17 protein-coding genes are annotated in these 16,397 nt (G+C 28.7%); 9 read left to right on the plus strand and 8 right to left on the minus strand.

Features of this window, described 5'->3' with window-relative positions:
- Positions 1-85 precede the first annotated feature (85 nt).
- A complete protein-coding gene (locus FDT66_RS05720; RefSeq protein WP_171032325.1) occupies positions 86-2,551 on the plus strand; it encodes a TonB-dependent receptor domain-containing protein in 2,466 nt (821 codons plus the stop codon).
- A 114-nt stretch (positions 2,552-2,665) separates the two neighbouring features.
- Here FDT66_RS05720 and FDT66_RS14000 read toward each other — a convergent pair whose 3' ends face one another.
- Positions 2,666-2,839 (minus strand): hypothetical protein, encoded by a 174-nt coding sequence (locus FDT66_RS14000; protein ID WP_171032326.1) that lies wholly within the window; start codon positions 2,837-2,839, stop codon positions 2,666-2,668.
- Positions 2,840-2,992: 153 nt separating this feature from the next.
- Between FDT66_RS14000 and fumC the strand changes: the two genes are divergently transcribed.
- The 3 genes from fumC to FDT66_RS14160 are packed head-to-tail and all read left to right on the plus strand — an operon-like array spanning position 2,993 to position 5,957.
- Positions 2,993-4,393: a class II fumarate hydratase gene (gene fumC / locus FDT66_RS05725; protein WP_138535188.1), complete on the plus strand. Its 1,401-nt coding sequence runs from the start codon at positions 2,993-2,995 to the stop codon at positions 4,391-4,393.
- 25 nt (positions 4,394-4,418) lie between these two features.
- The gene (locus tag FDT66_RS05730; protein ID WP_138535189.1) at positions 4,419-5,306 is read left to right on the plus strand and encodes a 3-hydroxybutyryl-CoA dehydrogenase; all 888 of its coding nucleotides are present in this window, start codon (positions 4,419-4,421) and stop codon (positions 5,304-5,306) included.
- 57 nt (positions 5,307-5,363) lie between these two features.
- Positions 5,364-5,957, plus strand: coding sequence for an acyloxyacyl hydrolase (locus FDT66_RS14160; RefSeq protein ID WP_246034768.1), 594 nt, complete (start codon positions 5,364-5,366; stop codon positions 5,955-5,957).
- Positions 5,958-6,036: 79 nt separating this feature from the next.
- Here FDT66_RS14160 and FDT66_RS05745 read toward each other — a convergent pair whose 3' ends face one another.
- Positions 6,037-6,510 (minus strand): Dps family protein, encoded by a 474-nt coding sequence (locus FDT66_RS05745; protein ID WP_138535190.1) that lies wholly within the window; start codon positions 6,508-6,510, stop codon positions 6,037-6,039.
- 117 nt (positions 6,511-6,627) lie between these two features.
- Between FDT66_RS05745 and FDT66_RS05750 the strand changes: the two genes are divergently transcribed.
- Positions 6,628-7,569: a hydrogen peroxide-inducible genes activator gene (locus FDT66_RS05750; protein ID WP_138535191.1), complete on the plus strand. Its 942-nt coding sequence runs from the start codon at positions 6,628-6,630 to the stop codon at positions 7,567-7,569.
- 85 nt (positions 7,570-7,654) lie between these two features.
- Here the strand turns inward: FDT66_RS05750 and folE are convergent, their stop codons facing one another.
- The 6 genes from folE to nadC all read right to left on the minus strand — a co-directional run bounded on the left by folE (position 7,655) and on the right by nadC (position 13,116).
- On the minus strand, positions 7,655-8,341 hold the full coding sequence (gene folE / locus FDT66_RS05755) for a GTP cyclohydrolase I FolE (protein ID WP_138535192.1): 687 nt from the start codon (positions 8,339-8,341) through the stop codon (positions 7,655-7,657).
- A gap of 149 nt (positions 8,342-8,490) precedes the next feature.
- Positions 8,491-10,125 (minus strand): histidine--tRNA ligase, encoded by a 1,635-nt coding sequence (gene hisS, locus FDT66_RS05760; protein ID WP_138535193.1) that lies wholly within the window; start codon positions 10,123-10,125, stop codon positions 8,491-8,493.
- A 110-nt stretch (positions 10,126-10,235) separates the two neighbouring features.
- Positions 10,236-11,180 (minus strand): YihY/virulence factor BrkB family protein, encoded by a 945-nt coding sequence (locus FDT66_RS05765; RefSeq protein WP_138535194.1) that lies wholly within the window; start codon positions 11,178-11,180, stop codon positions 10,236-10,238.
- A 29-nt stretch (positions 11,181-11,209) separates the two neighbouring features.
- The gene (locus FDT66_RS05770) at positions 11,210-11,689 is read right to left on the minus strand and encodes a hypothetical protein (protein ID WP_138535195.1); all 480 of its coding nucleotides are present in this window, start codon (positions 11,687-11,689) and stop codon (positions 11,210-11,212) included.
- Positions 11,686-12,258, minus strand: a complete 573-nt coding sequence (locus FDT66_RS05775; RefSeq protein WP_138535196.1) for a pentapeptide repeat-containing protein — start codon at positions 12,256-12,258, stop codon at positions 11,686-11,688. The genes FDT66_RS05770 and FDT66_RS05775 overlap by 4 nt, the downstream gene beginning before the upstream one ends.
- The gene (gene nadC / locus FDT66_RS05780; RefSeq protein ID WP_138535197.1) at positions 12,259-13,116 is read right to left on the minus strand and encodes a carboxylating nicotinate-nucleotide diphosphorylase; all 858 of its coding nucleotides are present in this window, start codon (positions 13,114-13,116) and stop codon (positions 12,259-12,261) included.
- A 168-nt stretch (positions 13,117-13,284) separates the two neighbouring features.
- Between nadC and rlmH the strand changes: the two genes are divergently transcribed.
- From rlmH to FDT66_RS05800, 4 genes are all read left to right on the plus strand, one after another.
- Positions 13,285-13,758: a 23S rRNA (pseudouridine(1915)-N(3))-methyltransferase RlmH gene (gene rlmH, locus FDT66_RS05785; RefSeq protein ID WP_138535198.1), complete on the plus strand. Its 474-nt coding sequence runs from the start codon at positions 13,285-13,287 to the stop codon at positions 13,756-13,758.
- Between the two features lie 137 nt (positions 13,759-13,895).
- Positions 13,896-14,477: a non-canonical purine NTP diphosphatase gene (locus FDT66_RS05790; protein ID WP_138535199.1), complete on the plus strand. Its 582-nt coding sequence runs from the start codon at positions 13,896-13,898 to the stop codon at positions 14,475-14,477.
- A 38-nt stretch (positions 14,478-14,515) separates the two neighbouring features.
- Positions 14,516-15,544 carry a FecCD family ABC transporter permease gene (locus tag FDT66_RS05795; protein ID WP_138535200.1) on the plus strand — a complete coding sequence of 343 codons (1,029 nt, stop codon included), beginning with the start codon at positions 14,516-14,518 and terminating at the stop codon, positions 15,542-15,544.
- Positions 15,545-16,345, plus strand: coding sequence for an ABC transporter ATP-binding protein (locus tag FDT66_RS05800; protein WP_138535201.1), 801 nt, complete (start codon positions 15,545-15,547; stop codon positions 16,343-16,345).
- Positions 16,346-16,397 lie beyond the last annotated feature (52 nt).

Below are 16,397 nucleotides of genomic sequence, written 5' to 3' on the forward strand. Positions count from 1 at the left end.
GTTTAACTTTTTTTTAACCTTATTAAACTAAACTAAAGTAGAGATTTGCAGTCAAACAAAAACTAACTAGATAAATAATTAAGTTTTGACTAAAAAAATTACTACGCTTTTATGTTGTTTATTAATAGCAACAACTTTCTTTGCTCAAGAAACATCAAAAAAAGAAAATATTAAAATAACAGGTACTGTTGTTGATGCTAAAACAAAGCAACCTTTAGAGTACGCAACCATTATTTTAAAAAACACCAAAACAAATTCTGTATCTGGAGGTATTACAGACGTTAAGGGAAAGTTTAATATAGAAACTCCAAAAGCAAATTACCTTATCAGTATAGAGTTTATTTCATTTAAACCTATAAAATTTCCCGCAGAAAATATTACACAAAACAAGAATTTTGGTACTATTGAACTTTCTGAAGACACGAATAATTTAGACGAAATAGTAATCGTAGCAGAAAAAACAACTGTAGATATTCGCTTAGATAAAAAAATATTTAACATTGGTAAAGATTTATCAATAAGAGGTGGAAATGCAAGCGATGTTTTAGGAAACGTTCCATCTGTTCAAGTTGATGTTGAAGGTACTGTAAGTTTACGTGGTAATGAAAATGTAACTATTTTAATTGATGGTAGACCAAGTGCTTTAGTCGGTTTAAACGGTGCAGAAGCTTTAAGACAAATACCTGCAGAAGCAATTGAAAAAGTAGAAGTTATTACTTCGCCTTCTTCTAGATATGATGCTGAAGGAACAGCTGGTATTTTAAATATTATTTTAAGAAAAAATAAACTAACAGGTTTTAATGGTTCTTTACAATTAGATTTAGGAATTCCTGAAAGAGTTGGTACTGCATTTAACGCAAATTGGCGTACAAAAAAATGGAATCTTTTTACAAATACAGGTTTCAGGTATAATGAAACACCAGGAAATGCATCAACAGATTCAGATTTTTTATCTTCCTCAGCACAAAACGCGAAAGTTATAGAACGTAGAAATTTTGGACGATTAGGAAGGTCTATTTTTACCAGTTTCGGTGCAGAATATTATATTTCAGACAATTCTAGCATTATTGGTAATATTGTTTATAATGGTGGAAATGATGATGACGTTAATACAAACGACATTGACAGGTTTGACTCAAATGGAAATATTAATGAAGCAACATTAAGAACTGAAAATGAAGGAGAAGATGAACAAAGAATTCAATATACATTAGATTATGTAAATAATTTTAATGATTCTGGTAAAAAGCTAACCGTTAACTTACAATATTCAACAGAGGCAGAAGACAAAAACAATAATATTACAGAAATTGATACTCAAACAAACCTACTAAACGATTTAGAACAAGTTATAGAAGATCAAAATGAAAACAGAGGTTTGTTACAAATAGATTATGTACACCCTGTTGGAGAAAACATTCAGTATGAAGCTGGTTATAGAGGAAATTATAGAGATATTTTTAACAGTTTTTATTTAGCTGAAAGACAAGTATTTCCTGATGGTCCTTTGATTCCAGATACTGGTTTAAATAACTCATTCAACTATGAAGAATTTGTAAATGCTGCTTATTTTCAATATGGTCAAAAATTCAACAAAATATCTTTATTAGCAGGTGTAAGATATGAATACACATCTATTAAAATTGATCAAGAAACAGCTACAATAACCGATGAAAGAAGTTATGGAAATTTATTTCCAACCATAAATTTAGGCTACGAATTTAAAGACGGAGAAAACATTACTTTAGGCTATAATAGAAGAATTAGAAGACCAAGAGGTAGAAGTTTAAATCCGTTTCCAAGCAGATCTAGTGAGAGTAACATTTATAGTGGTAACGTAGATTTAAACCCTGTAATTACAGATGCTTTTGACTTTGGTTACTTAAAAAGATGGGACAAATTTACTTTAAGCAGTTCTATTTACTACAACAGAAGTGAAGATAACTGGGAAAGAATTCAAGAAGATACTGGTGAAATTACAGATAATGGAGATCCTATTATAAGAAGATTCCCAGTAAATTTATCTACAGAAGAAAGAGTTGGTTTAGAATTTACTTTAAACTACAGACCTTTTAAAATTTGGAATATTAATAGTGATTTTAACTTGTTTAAAGTTAAAACTGATGGTGATTACACAAATCCTGTAACCAATACAACTCAAAATTTCGATTTTGAAAACACCTCATACTTTATAAGATTAAATCAAAAAATAACCTTACCAGGAAAAACAGATTTACAAATAAATACAAACTATAGAGGTCCATCTCAAAATGCACAAACTACAAGCAAAGGTGTTTTTAGTTTAAATTTGGCTGCTAGTAAAGATATATTTAATGAAAAAGCTTCAATAAGTTTAAACTTTAGCGACGTTTTTAACAGTAGAATTAGTAGAAGAACTACAGAAATACCAAATGTTTTAAATCAATACTCAGAATTTCAATGGAGAGAGCCACAATTTAGAGTGAGTTTTGTATACAGATTCAACCAAAAGAAAAAGAGTTTTAGAGAAAATAGAGAAGATGATGGTGGTGGAGAAGATTTTGAAGGATAAAATTAAGAAAGAAATCAAATTAGTGCTTTTAAAATTAAAAGCACTAATTTAAACCCATAAAAAAACTCGTTCAAATATATTTGAACGAGTTTTTTTTATAAATATGATTTAAAACTACTTTCCTTCAGCAGCTTGTTTTGCTTCTTTTTTTAATTTTAAGTTTTCCCAGATAGTTCCACCAATCCAATAAGGAACTACAAATGTTAATAAGAATATTAACAACCAAAAACCAGCTGTAAAAATAAACATGAATAAAACTAAACCTGAAAATTGAGAAAAATCTAACATTTGTTTCTATTTGAATAATTAACATTGCAAAAATAACACATATTTTCAGATTTCACCATCAAAATTTAATTTTTTTCAACAGTATTTCACCAGAAATGTTCATAAAGTATTACCTGCTTTTTGTAAATTTGTAATCCTAAAATTTCAAATAAAATGACAAAGTTTAGAATCGAAAAAGATACAATGGGTAATGTAGAAGTACCTGCAGACAAATATTGGGGTGCACAAACAGAGCGATCTCGCAACAATTTTAAAATAGGTTCACCAGCATCAATGCCGTTAGAAATAGTGTATGGTTTTGCTTATTTGAAAAAAGCAGCTGCTTATACAAATACAGAATTAGGTGTTTTAGCTGAAGAAAAACGTGATTTAATTGCACAAGTATGTGATGAAATTTTAGAAGGTAAACACGATAATCAGTTTCCTTTAGTTATTTGGCAAACAGGTTCTGGTACACAATCTAACATGAATGTAAACGAAGTTATTGCCAACAGAGCTCATGAAATCGCAGGAAAAGTAATTGGTAAAGGTGAAAAAACGATTCAACCAAATGACGATGTAAATAAATCGCAATCTTCTAATGACACTTTTCCAACAGGAATGCACATTGCTATTTATAAAAAATTAAAAGAAATTACCATTCCAGGTATTATAAAACTTAGAAACACATTAAATGACAAAGCTGTAGCTTTTAAAGATATTGTTAAAATTGGAAGAACGCATTTAATGGACGCTACTCCACTTACATTAGGACAAGAATTTTCTGGTTACGTAGCGCAGTTAGATTTTGGTTTAAAAGCGTTAGAAAACACTTTACCACACTTAAGTCAGTTAGCTTTAGGAGGAACAGCTGTAGGAACAGGTTTAAACACACCAAAAGGTTATGATGTTTTAGTTGCAAAATATATTGCAGAATTTACAGACTTACCATTTGTAACAGCAGAAAACAAATTTGAAGCTTTAGCTGCTCATGATGCTTTAGTAGAAACTCATGGTGCTTTAAAACAAATCGCAGTTTCTTTAAATAAAATTGCAAACGATATTCGTTTAATGGCTTCTGGTCCAAGATCTGGAATTGGTGAAATTATCATTCCTGCAAACGAACCTGGTTCTTCAATTATGCCTGGTAAAGTAAATCCTACACAAGCAGAAGCTATAACTATGGTATGTGCACAAGTTATGGGGAATGATGTTGCTGTAACTGTTGGTGGTACACAAGGGCATTATGAACTAAATGTTTTTAAACCAATGATGGCAGCAAATGTGTTACAATCTGCTCAATTAATTGGAGATGCATGTACTTCTTTTGAAGAAAATTGTGCTGCAGGTATTGAGCCAAATCAAAAAAGAATTACAGAGTTGGTAAATAATTCTTTAATGCTAGTTACTGCGTTAAATACTAAAATTGGTTATTACAAAGCTGCTGAAATTGCAAACACTGCTCATGAAAACGGAACAACTTTAAAAACAGAAGCTGTACGCTTAGGATATGTTACAGAGGAAGAATATGATGCTTGGGTAAAACCAGAAGAAATGACTGGTAGCTTAAAATAACATTTAAATAAAAATACAATTTAATATGAAAAACATAGCAGTAATTGGCGCTGGAACAATGGGAAATGGTATTGCACACACATTTGCTCAATTTAATTATAACGTACATTTAATTGATGTTTCGCAAGCAGCTTTAGACAAGGGAATTGCTACTATTTCTAAAAATTTAGATAGAATGGTAGCTAAAGAAAAAATTTCTGAAGCTGATAAAACTAAAACGTTAGAAAATATCAACACATTTACATCCATAAAAGACGGTGCTAAAAATGTAGATTTAGTTGTTGAAGCAGCTACAGAAAATGTTTCATTAAAATCTAAAATATTTAAAGAATTAGATGAAGTTTGTAATGAAAATACGATTTTAGCTACAAACACCTCTTCAATATCAATTACTCAAATTGCTGCAGTTACCAATAGAGCAGATAAAGTAATTGGAATGCATTTTATGAATCCTGTACCAATTATGAAGTTGGTTGAAATTATTAGAGGATACAACACTTCTGATGAAGTAATGGATACAATTGTACATTTATCTAAAGAAATTAATAAAACTCCTGTAGAAGTTAATGATTATCCTGGTTTTGTTGCCAACCGAATTTTAATGCCAATGATTAACGAATCTATTGAAACACTTTACAATGGAGTTGCTGGTGTTAAAGAAATTGATACAGTTATGATGTTAGGAATGGCACATCCTATGGGTCCACTACAATTGGCAGATTTTATTGGTTTAGATGTTTGTTTATCTATTTTAAATGTGATGCATGATGGCTTTAAAAATCCAAAATATGCACCTTGCCCATTACTAGTAAATATGGTTATGGCGGGTAAATTGGGTGTAAAATCCGGTGAAGGTTTTTATGATTATTCTGAAAACAGAAAAGCAGAAACAGTTGCTAAAATGTTTAGCTAATTATAAATGATAAAAAAAAGTAGCCTCTTTATATTTCTTTGTTTTATTGCTTTTAAAATGCAAAGTCAAGAAATTGAAAGAGGTTTTCTAATTCCCAAAAAAATTGGTTTTTTGTATAATAATGCGAACGAAAAAAACTTTTTGTTTGATGATAAAGATTATTATTACACAACAAACACCTTTAAATTACAAGCATTTTATAATTTAGGAACTTGGAAATCTTTTAATTTTGAATTGATTATACAACCTCAACTTCAAATTTTGAAACATCAATTGTTGAATGAGCAATTTGTAACTCCAGATGAAGACAATTATATAGCAAAAAGAGAAGAATTTACAACCTTAAAAACAATGCATTTATATGCAATTGAATTAGGTTTTGTCGTCAAAAAACAGTTAGTTAAAAAACTACATGTTCAATTAACCATTGGTTTAGGTTTTGGAACTATTGATACTAAAACAGAACGTTTAGCAAAAGGTTTTACTTTTATTGAAAATGGCTCTTTGGGCTTCACATATCAAACTACAAAAAATACAATTTTATATTTAGGAAGTAATATTGGGCATGTTTCAAACTTTGATACTCAATCACCCAATAATGGATACAATATAATAGGCTTAGAAGTTGGTTTTTCTTATTTATTAGATTAAAAACTCATAGTATGTAAACAAAAAAGCTTTAAAACATTTTCGTGTTTTAAAGCTTTTTCAATAACTAAAATCGAACAGACTATTTACCCAACCAAGAGTTTAACATCCAAATTGTTTTTTCTTGTTCTGAAATTAAATCACTCATCATTGCATTTGTACCTTCATCATTTGCTTCGTCAGATAAATTTAAAATTACCCTTTCTATTTTTAATAATTCTGAAAGAGAGTTTACCACCAATTCTACAGCTTTCTCATCATTAGAAATATCTTTTCCAACAGGTACAGAAGAGTTATTAATATAATCTGTAAAAGTATGTAAAGGCTTGCCTTGTAGAGTTAAAATACGTTCTGCAATATCATCTATTTCTACTTGTGCTCCAGTATATAATTCTTCGAACTTATTATGTAAATCAAAAAAGTTTTTTCCTTTGATATTCCAATGCAATCCTCTTAAATTTTGGTAATATATTTGAAAATTGGACAATAATCCATTTAAATTGTCTACTAAATTTGCGCTATCTTTTTTATCTAAACCTAAAACTGTTTCTATCATTTTTTCTTTATTTATTTTATTATTTTTATTCTATTTCAAAATTAAAAGAAATTAATTTCCTTTTAATATAATTATTATTGATAGTTTTAATATCTTTATCAAAATTTCTTATTTACAATGACAATTACCCAATTAAAATACGTTTTATCAGTAGCTGAGTACCAAAATTTCACAGTAGCTGCTGAACATAGTTTTGTTACACAACCTACTTTGAGTATGCAAATACAAAAGTTAGAAGACGAACTTGATGTTCAAATTTTTAATCGTTCTAAAAAACCAATTGAATTGACAGAAGTTGGTAAAAAAATAGTACAACAAGCAAAAGTAATTGTTGATGAAAGCAATAGAATTTTAGACATTGTACATCAACAAAAAGGTTTTATTGGTGGCGAATTTAAATTAGGAATTATTCCTACGATTATGCCTACATTATTACCAATGTTTTTAAACAATTTCACGAAAAAATATCCAAAAGTAAAATTAGTTATACAAGAACTTACTACAGAAGAAATTGTTAGAAAATTAACTGACGGACATATAGATGCTGCTATTGCTGCGACTCCTTTAGAAAATGAAGCTATTAAAGAGCGTCCTTTATATTATGAGCCTTTTGTTGGTTTAATTCCTCAAAATCACAGGCTTTTTAAGAACAAACAAATTACTTCCGAAGAATTAGAAATGGAAGATATTTTATTGTTAGAAGATGGCCATTGTTTTAAAGATAGCGTTATAAATTTATGCAGAAATCATAAAATTGACAATAAAAAGAAATTTCAATTAGAAAGTGGAAGTTTTGATACGCTTATCAAACTTTCAAAAGAAGGTTTAGGTATGACTTTGCTACCTTATTTACATACTTTAGACTTAAATGAGTTGGATAAAAGTCATTTGCGTGAATTTGAAAATCCACCACCAGCAAGAGAAGTGAGTTTAATTTACCACAAATCGCAATTAAAAATGCAATTAATTGAAGCTTTAAAGAAAACTATTGATGGTGTTGTTAGAGGTGCTATTTCTTTTGCTGATGTAAAAATTATTAGCCCTATTAATAAAATGTAAATTTTACGAATTACAATTAAAATAAAAAAAAATCCGTTTTGATGATTATCAAAACGGATTTTTATTTTTTTATGAGTTCAAGTAATTAAAACTGAGTATCCATTTGCAGGTATTGCAAAAACTCTTTTTTAGTTTCCTTCTCTTTAAACTTTCCACCAAACTCTGATGTTACAGTAGAGCTTTCAATATCTTTAATTCCTCTAGAATTTACACATAAATGTTTTGCATCTATAACACAAGCTACATCTTGAGTACCTAAAGCTTCTTGCATTGCTTGTACAATTTGCATTGTTAAGCGCTCTTGAACTTGTGGTCTTTTGGCAAAATATTCCACAATTCTGTTCATTTTAGATAATCCAATTACTTTACCTCCAGAAATATATGCAACATGTGCTCTTCCTATAATTGGTAACAAATGGTGTTCGCAAGTAGAATAAACAACAATGTTTTTTTCTACCAACATTTCGCCATAATTATAATTATTATCAAAAGTGGAAGCTGTTGGTTTATTTTTAGGGTTTAAGCCCATAAACATTTCGTTTATAAATGCTTTAGCAACTCTTTTAGGAGTTCCTTGGATGCTATCGTCAGTTAAATCCATTCCTAAAGTGTGCAGAATATCTTTTACACTTTCTTCAATTTTAGCTATTTTTTCTTGATCAGAAATATCAAAAGCATCTGGTCTTATTGGATTTTCCGCAGAAGTTGCCACATGGTTTTCACCTATTTCATCAATTCTTTCTTCATTCATTTTGCTGTTCAATTCAAACATTTCAATCGTTTATTAAAGTGCAAATTTACGTGTTTAGAATGTATTATTTTAGTTTTTATATAAATTCTAACTATAATTCTATAAATTTAGGCAAGTTGTTTTAACTGTTATATATGCAGTTTATTTAGCGTTAATAGGTATTTGTTTGTTTAAGATTGTTTTAGTTTATTAATTAACGTGGTTAATGATAAATTATCTTGCTCACCAGAAACCATATTTTTTAGCGTAAATTCTTGGTTTTCCATTTCTCTTGAACCAACAAGCACCACAAATTCTATTTCACGTTTGTTGGCATAATTCATTTGTTTTTTCATTTTTGCAGCATCTGGATACAATTCTGATTTTACATTTTCTGCTCTCAGTTTTGTAATTGCTTTCATGGAATACAAAGCTTCTTTTTCACCAAAATTAACAAAAAGCACTTTTGGTTTTGGTAAATCTACTGTTTTGAATAAACCTAATTCCTCTAAAACCAAATAAATCCTGTCTAATCCAAAAGAAATTCCAACTCCAGAAACATCTTTTAAACCAAAAATTCCGGTTAAATCGTCATATCTTCCTCCACCACCAATAGACCCCATTTTTACTCCTTTTGGTGCTGCAACTTCAAAAATAGCACCAGTGTAATAATTTAAACCTCTCGCCAAAGTAACATCTACTTCTAAATTCGCTGAATTTAAACCCAATTCAGTTACCGAGTTTATAACAAAACGCAACTCCTCTACTCCTTTTTTACCTTCTTCTGAAGTTTGCAACATTTTTTCTAAAGCATCTAAATTTTCTAAATTAGAACCTTTAAAACTAAATAATGGTTGTACTTTTTGAATTGCTTCTTCAGAAATTCCTTTAGAAATCATTTCTGCTTCTACTTTTTCTTGACCAATTTTATCTAACTTATCTAAAGCCACTGTAAAATCGATTAATTTATCTTGTGCACCAATTACTTCTGCAATTCCAGAAAGTATTTTTCTGTTGTTTATTTTAATGGTTGTTCCTGATAAACCTAATTTGGTAAAAACGTTGTCATACAACTGAATAAACTCTACTTCTTGCCATAAAGAATCACTTCCAACAACATCTGCATCACATTGAAAAAACTCTCTAAAACGTCCTTTTTGTGGTCTGTCTGCTCGCCAAACAGGTTGCACTTGATATCTTTTAAAAGGAAATGTAATTTCGTTTTGATGTTGCACTACATACCTTGCAAATGGTACTGTTAAATCGTAACGAAGTGCTTTTTCGGAGATTTGAGAAGTAATTCTTACTGACCTTTTATTTTTGTATAGAAAATCTTCTAATTTGTTAACAGTATCAAAATCTCTCATTGCAAACTTATGAGTAAATTTTATGTCTAGTAAGTTTTTTATAACAAACTCATCTTTTAACAAACTAAATTTATCTTCTATTTTACTTTTTAAGTAAAATAAAACATTTGATTTAAATTCAGAATTATAATATTCGTCTTTTCCAAAATTATTATTTGAAATATATTCATCAATTGATTTTATAATTAAATTTATTTGTTTTTTTAAAGAATTTTTAAATTCGTATAAATCATCAGCTTTAGCTAAAAAATCTCCAGAATTCAAAATTTTAAAAATCAAACGATCCCCTTCATCACCATATTTTCCCATTAAAGTTGATGAATTTTCAAAACTTGGAGTTTCAATGGGTTGAAAACCGAAAGTTTCAAAAGCCGTTTTTATCGTATTCATAATATACGTACGATTGGCAACTTCTGTTGGAGAAAAATCTCTGGTTCCTTTTGGGATACTTGGCTTCATTAAATAGTTTTTAGATGTCGGGTTTTAGTTTTTAGTTGTAGTTTTAAAACTAATTACTTAAAACTTAACACGTGTAATTATAAATTGCGAGCGCAAATATCGTGAAAAAGTTATAATTTTTTAGAGGTTACAAAGGTTTTATTTTGCCTTCTTAAACTGTATATAGTTGCGTTTAACTCAAAACCTAAAAGTAAAATAATGGCATTTAGCCAAATAAATAACATTAAAATTAACAACGTACCAATGGAACCATACAGCTCATTATATTTTGCAAATTCGTTTACGTAAAACCCAAATAGATAAAAGGTTAAAATTGATAAAATAGTTGTAAATACTGCTCCTGGAGAGAAAAACCGAGAGTGTTTTGCTTCTTTTACACCATAATGATACAGCATAGAAACTGTAATAAAAATCATGATTAAAAATATGAGTCCACGACTTAACTGAATCCAAATTAGGTTATCTTCTAACCAACCTAAAGAAACCATGTCTTTTAAAATTAACTCAAAAAAGATGATTAGGATAACAGAAAGCAACAAAAACATTACAATTACAATGGATACTAACATTGCTATAAAGTACGCTCTAAATACGTTTCTAACTTCTTTTACATGATAAGAATATTCAAAGCCACCAAAAATTGCATTTACTCCATTTGTCATTAAAAAAATAGATCCTATAAAACCAAAAGAAAGCAAACCTCCATATTGATTGCTAATAATATCAACCAAAACAGAATCTACTGCATCAAAAGTTTTTGGTGGTAAAACGTCTGAAATAATAGATAACAAACCTTCTTGAGCGCCCTCAATTGGAACAAAAGGAATTAATGTGAGTACAAATAACAGAAATGGAAAAATAGCCATAAAAAAGCTGTAAGCAATTCCTCCTGCTCTCGTTGTTAAAGCTCCTTCAATAATGCCAATAAAATACATTTCTAATAAGTCGTATAAAGACATGCCTTCTAAACCTGGAATTTTTATTTTTTTTCCAAGTTTTACGAGAATTCCTATAATTGGAATTTTTTCTAAGCTATCTTCTATTTCTTTTGTCATTATTAGAATTACAAAGTTGCAAATTTTATTTAATCGGTTTCTATTTTATTTAAATCGTAAAATAAGGCTTTAAAAAGTAATTTTTTATCCGTTTTAGAAATAGAATCTTTTAAAAATAAATAATCTGAACCATAAGCTAAATTAGCTAAAAGACCATAATTTTCATTAAAAACTAAAGATCTATTATGATTGTTAATTTCTTTTTTTTGATAGAATTTAAATTGTAAACTCTTAGAGTTATACGTTTTTTTATTAAAATGAAATGTATCTAAATTTGAAATTAAAATATCTTTATCATTATTATACGTTAAATATAATTTTTTAATTGAGTCGTTTTGATGAAGATATTCATAATAAATAGTAGCTTGTTTTTCGTTTATATTTAATTTGAAATTTTTAACGCTATCATTTAAAATTGAATATGAAAAAATGGGAACGTCAACTTGTTTTCTTTTACAAGAAAAAATAAGTAAACTAATAAATACAATACTTACAATTACTTTTTTCATTCAACAATAATTTTATAATTTGTTAATAAGCCTAACAAATTTTCTTTACTAAATTTTGCGTTTTTTAAACGATTTTTTTCTGGATGGATTGTAAAGTTATACGAAGTTCTAAAATCTGACTTTTCTAAATTGGTTTCTTCAAAAATGGCGTTTTTTAAATCACAATTTTCAAAAATACTGTTATGAATAATTGCCTCAGTAAAATCTACTTCTTCTAAATTACATTTTTTAAAAATAGTATTTGGCGTTTTTAATTGATAAAATGATGAGAAGCTCAACTGACAATCTGTAAACGATAACTGCAATAAAAACGGATTACACTCATGAAACTTTACTCCTATCATTTTACAATTTGTAAAATTTACATCTTTAAAGGAAGTGTCTTTTACAATGGAGTTGCTAAAATTACAATCGATAAACTCACATTCTATAAACTGAATGTTAGAAATATGCATGTTTTCAAAATTACAATTTTCGAAAGTACAGCTATCATATTCACCTTTCTGGATTTTAGATACAGTTGGGTCTATTTTTTTGAAATGTTCATTATAAAAATGATGTTCAAACATTTAAATAGCTTTAAGGCTCAAATCTAAATTATAAACCGAATGCGTTAATGCGCCAGATGAAATAAAATCGACACCACATTCTGCATATTTTCTAATGGTTTCTTCGTTAATTCCTCCAGAAGATTCTGTTAGGCAAGTATCGCCAATTAAAGCAACTGCTTTTCTTGTATCTTCATAATTAAAGTTATCAATTAAAATTCGATAAACACCTTCATTAGAAAGAATTTCCTTAATTTCTTCTAAACTTCTTGCTTCTACAATTATTTTTATATCTAAGCCTTTTTCTGCTAAATATTTCTTGGTTTTTGTAATTGCTGCAGTAATTCCGCCAGCAAAATCAATATGATTGTCTTTAATCATTACCATATCATACAAAGCAAATCTGTGATTTTCTCCACCTCCAATTTTTACTGCCCATTTTTCTAAGGCTCTAATACCAGGTGTTGTTTTTCTAGTGTCTAAAACTTTTGTTTTTGTGCCTTTTAATAAATCTGCAAAAAATGCAGTTTTGGTTGCAATAGCACTCATTCTTTGCATTGCATTTAGCACTAAACGTTCAGCCATTAAAATGGATTGTGATTTCCCAGAAACATGAAAAACAACATCACCATATTTTACTTTTTCGCCATCGTTTATAAAAGTTTCTACGTTTAAAGCTGCATCAACATATTTAAAAACTTGTTTTGCGAATTCAACTCCTGCAATAATTCCGTCATCTTTTACAAGTAATTTTGCTTTACCTTCAGCATCTGCAGGAATACAAGAAAGCGAAGTATGATCGCCATCTCCAATATCTTCTCTAATGGCATTTTTTATAATGAGGTCTAATTCGTGTTGAAATTGTGCTTCTGAAATCATATATAAAGTTTAATTCTGATGTAAAAATAGTAATGATTTTCAACTTTTAAGAAGTTCTGATGATTTTATGTTTTAAAACTGATAAATTTGTTGTGACAATATTTGTCTCCTCGAGCGCAGTCGAGAGGTTTTAATAAGGTCTCGACTGCGCTCGACCTGACAGTAACCATGAAAATTAAATTACTCGCCATTGGCAAAACGGATAATAAAAATTTGATTCAGTTAATTGATGAATATCAAAAACGTTTAAAACATTATATAAAATTCGAATTAGAGATAATTCCGGATATTAAAAATGTGAAAAATTTGAGTGAAGTTCAACAAAAAGAAAAAGAAGGAGAATTAATTTTATCTAAATTACAAAACACAGATGTTTTGGTTTTGCTTGATGACAAAGGAAAACACTACACTTCTATCGAGTTTTCAAAATATCTTCAAAAGAAAATGAATGCCGGAATTAAACAGTTGGTTTTAGTGATTGGTGGTCCTTATGGTTTTTCTGATGCTGTTTATAAAAAAGCTAGTGGAAAAATATCATTATCTAAAATGACATTTTCCCACCAAATGATTCGCTTGTTTATTGTTGAACAACTATATAGAGGATTTACCATTTTAAAAAATGAGCCTTATCATCATGAATAATATCCCATCCTAACCTTCCCAAAGGGAAGGAACTTCAATCTCTCTTAAAAATCTATTATGATTTATAAAATTAGTGAAATTCGTGTCTTAACTTTTGTAACTTTGAACATTAAATTTTAAACTTTGAATTATAGAGTATGAAACTCGTATTTGCAACCAACAATCTTAACAAATTAAAAGAAGTTCAAGAAATGCTTCCAAATTCAATAGAATTATTGAGTTTAAAAGACATTAATTGTTTTGATGAAGTGGATGAAACTGAAACTACTTTAGAAGGAAATGCAAAATTAAAAGCCAACTACATTACCAAAACATTTGGCTACAATTGTTTTGCAGATGATACAGGTTTAGAAGTTGAAAGTTTGAACGGAAAACCAGGAGTTTATTCAGCTCGTTTTGCAGGTGAACCTGCTAACTCTGAAAACAATATGCAAAAATTATTATTAGCATTACAAACCAAAGAAAACAGAAAAGCACAATTTAGAACAGCTATTTGTTTAAATTTAGATGGTAAACATTTTTTGTTTGAAGGAATTTGCAAAGGAGAAATTTTAACACAAAAACAAGGAGAAAAAGGTTTTGGTTACGACCCTATTTTTAAACCTGAAGGATTTGAGCAATCTTTTGCTGAAATGAATTCCGAAGAAAAAAATAAAATTTCTCATAGAGGTTTAGCTATAAATAAGTTGGTTACCTTCTTAAAAGAGTATCAAAAATAATTCATAAAAGTTTACAATACTTATCCAGATATTTATAAATGGAACAAAAATCATTCAAAAAACACTTTATACTGCTATCCATTTTGTTGGTGGTTTTGTTTTTTATGAATATTAGTTTGGGTTCTGTTTCCATTCCTTTTAAAGATATCTTCAATACATTATCTGGTGGCATTGCATCCAAAGAAAGTTGGCAAACGATTATTTTACAATTTAGGTTACCCAAAGCAATTACAGCAATTTTAGTCGGTTCTGGTTTGTCTGTTTGTGGTTTGTTAATGCAAACATTGTTTAGAAACCCTTTAGCGGGTCCATTTGTTTTAGGTATTTCTTCAGGAGCAAGTTTAGGAGTTGCATTATTCATTTTAGGATCATCGCTTTTTGGTGGTTTTTTTCTAACGAACTCAGTCTCTAATTGGTCTTTACCTATTGCAGCAAGTTTGGGTTCTTTTTTAGTTTTATCTGCTGTAATTATCGCCGCAAATAAAGTCAGAAACACGATGTCTATTTTAATTATAGGATTGATGTTTGGTAGTTTAACAGCAGCAATTATTAGTGTTTTAGCTTATTTTAGTGAAGCCTCTAAAATTCAGCAATATTTGTTTTGGAGTTTTGGTAGTTTGGGTAATCTTTCTTGGAATGAGCTTTTAGTTTTTAGTGGTATTTACCTAATTGGAATTTTAGGAACTACTTTAATAATAAAGCCTTTAAATAGTTTTTTATTGGGAGAAAATTACGCTAAAAGTTTAGGTATTAATGTAAAAAAAAACAGGAATATAATTTTATTAATTACTAGTATTTTAACAGGTGTTATCACAGCTTTTGCAGGACCAATTGCTTTTATAGGTTTGGCTGTACCACATATTGCAAAAATGCTTTTTTTTACATCAAATCATAAAATATTAATACCTGCAGTTATTCTTTTAGGTTCCATAATTATGCTTATTTGTGATAGTATTGCACAATTACCAACAAGCGAATTTACATTACCAATAAACGCAATAACATCACTTTTTGGTGCTCCTATTGTAATTTGGTTATTAATCCGTAAAAAGAAAATATTTGTGTAAATGACTTTTACTAACGCTAAAAATACCATCTTAAAAACCGAAAACCTAACGATTGGTTATCAGCAGAAAAAAAAGGATAAAATTATTTTTTCTGATGTAAACTTATCTTTGGAGAAAGGAAAATTAATTAGTGTTTTGGGTAAAAATGGTATCGGAAAATCAACTTTATTAAGAACACTTTCTAAAGTTCAAAAGCCAATTAGTGGAAATATATTTTTAAATGACATAAATTTAAATAGTTATTCAGAAAAAGAACTTTCTAAAAAATTAAGTTTGGTTTTAACAGAGCGTTTGCCTGAAAGTCAATTAACCGTTTTTGAACTCATTGCACTTGGAAGACAACCCTATACAAATTGGATTGATAAGCTTTCTAATGATGATATTGACAAAGTTAATATCGCAATAGAACAAACTGAAATTGGACATCTAAAAAACAATCGATTTTACGAATTAAGTGATGGACAATTACAACGTGTTTTAATTGCTAGAGCCTTGGCACAAGATACTGAAATTATTATTTTAGATGAACCTACTGCACATTTAGACATGCATCATACTTTAAGAATATTTTCATTATTACAAAAATTGGTTGCAGAAACTTCTAAAACAATTATCATTTCTTCACACGAAGTAAACTTAGCTATTCAATTAGCTGACCAAATAGTTTTATTAACTGAAAAAACCATATTTTCTGGAGATGCATCAACATTAATTGAAATGAATGCTTTTGATGATTTATTTCCTAAAAATATTATAAACTTTAACAAAAAGTTACAACAATTTGTTATCAACAAAAATTAATTTTGATGCGCTTGTAACTTTTTGTTACATTTGAATACTTATTTACAACAAT

It is taken from the genome of Polaribacter aestuariivivens (assembly GCF_005885675.1).
GTDB lineage: Bacteria > Bacteroidota > Bacteroidia > Flavobacteriales > Flavobacteriaceae > Polaribacter > Polaribacter aestuariivivens.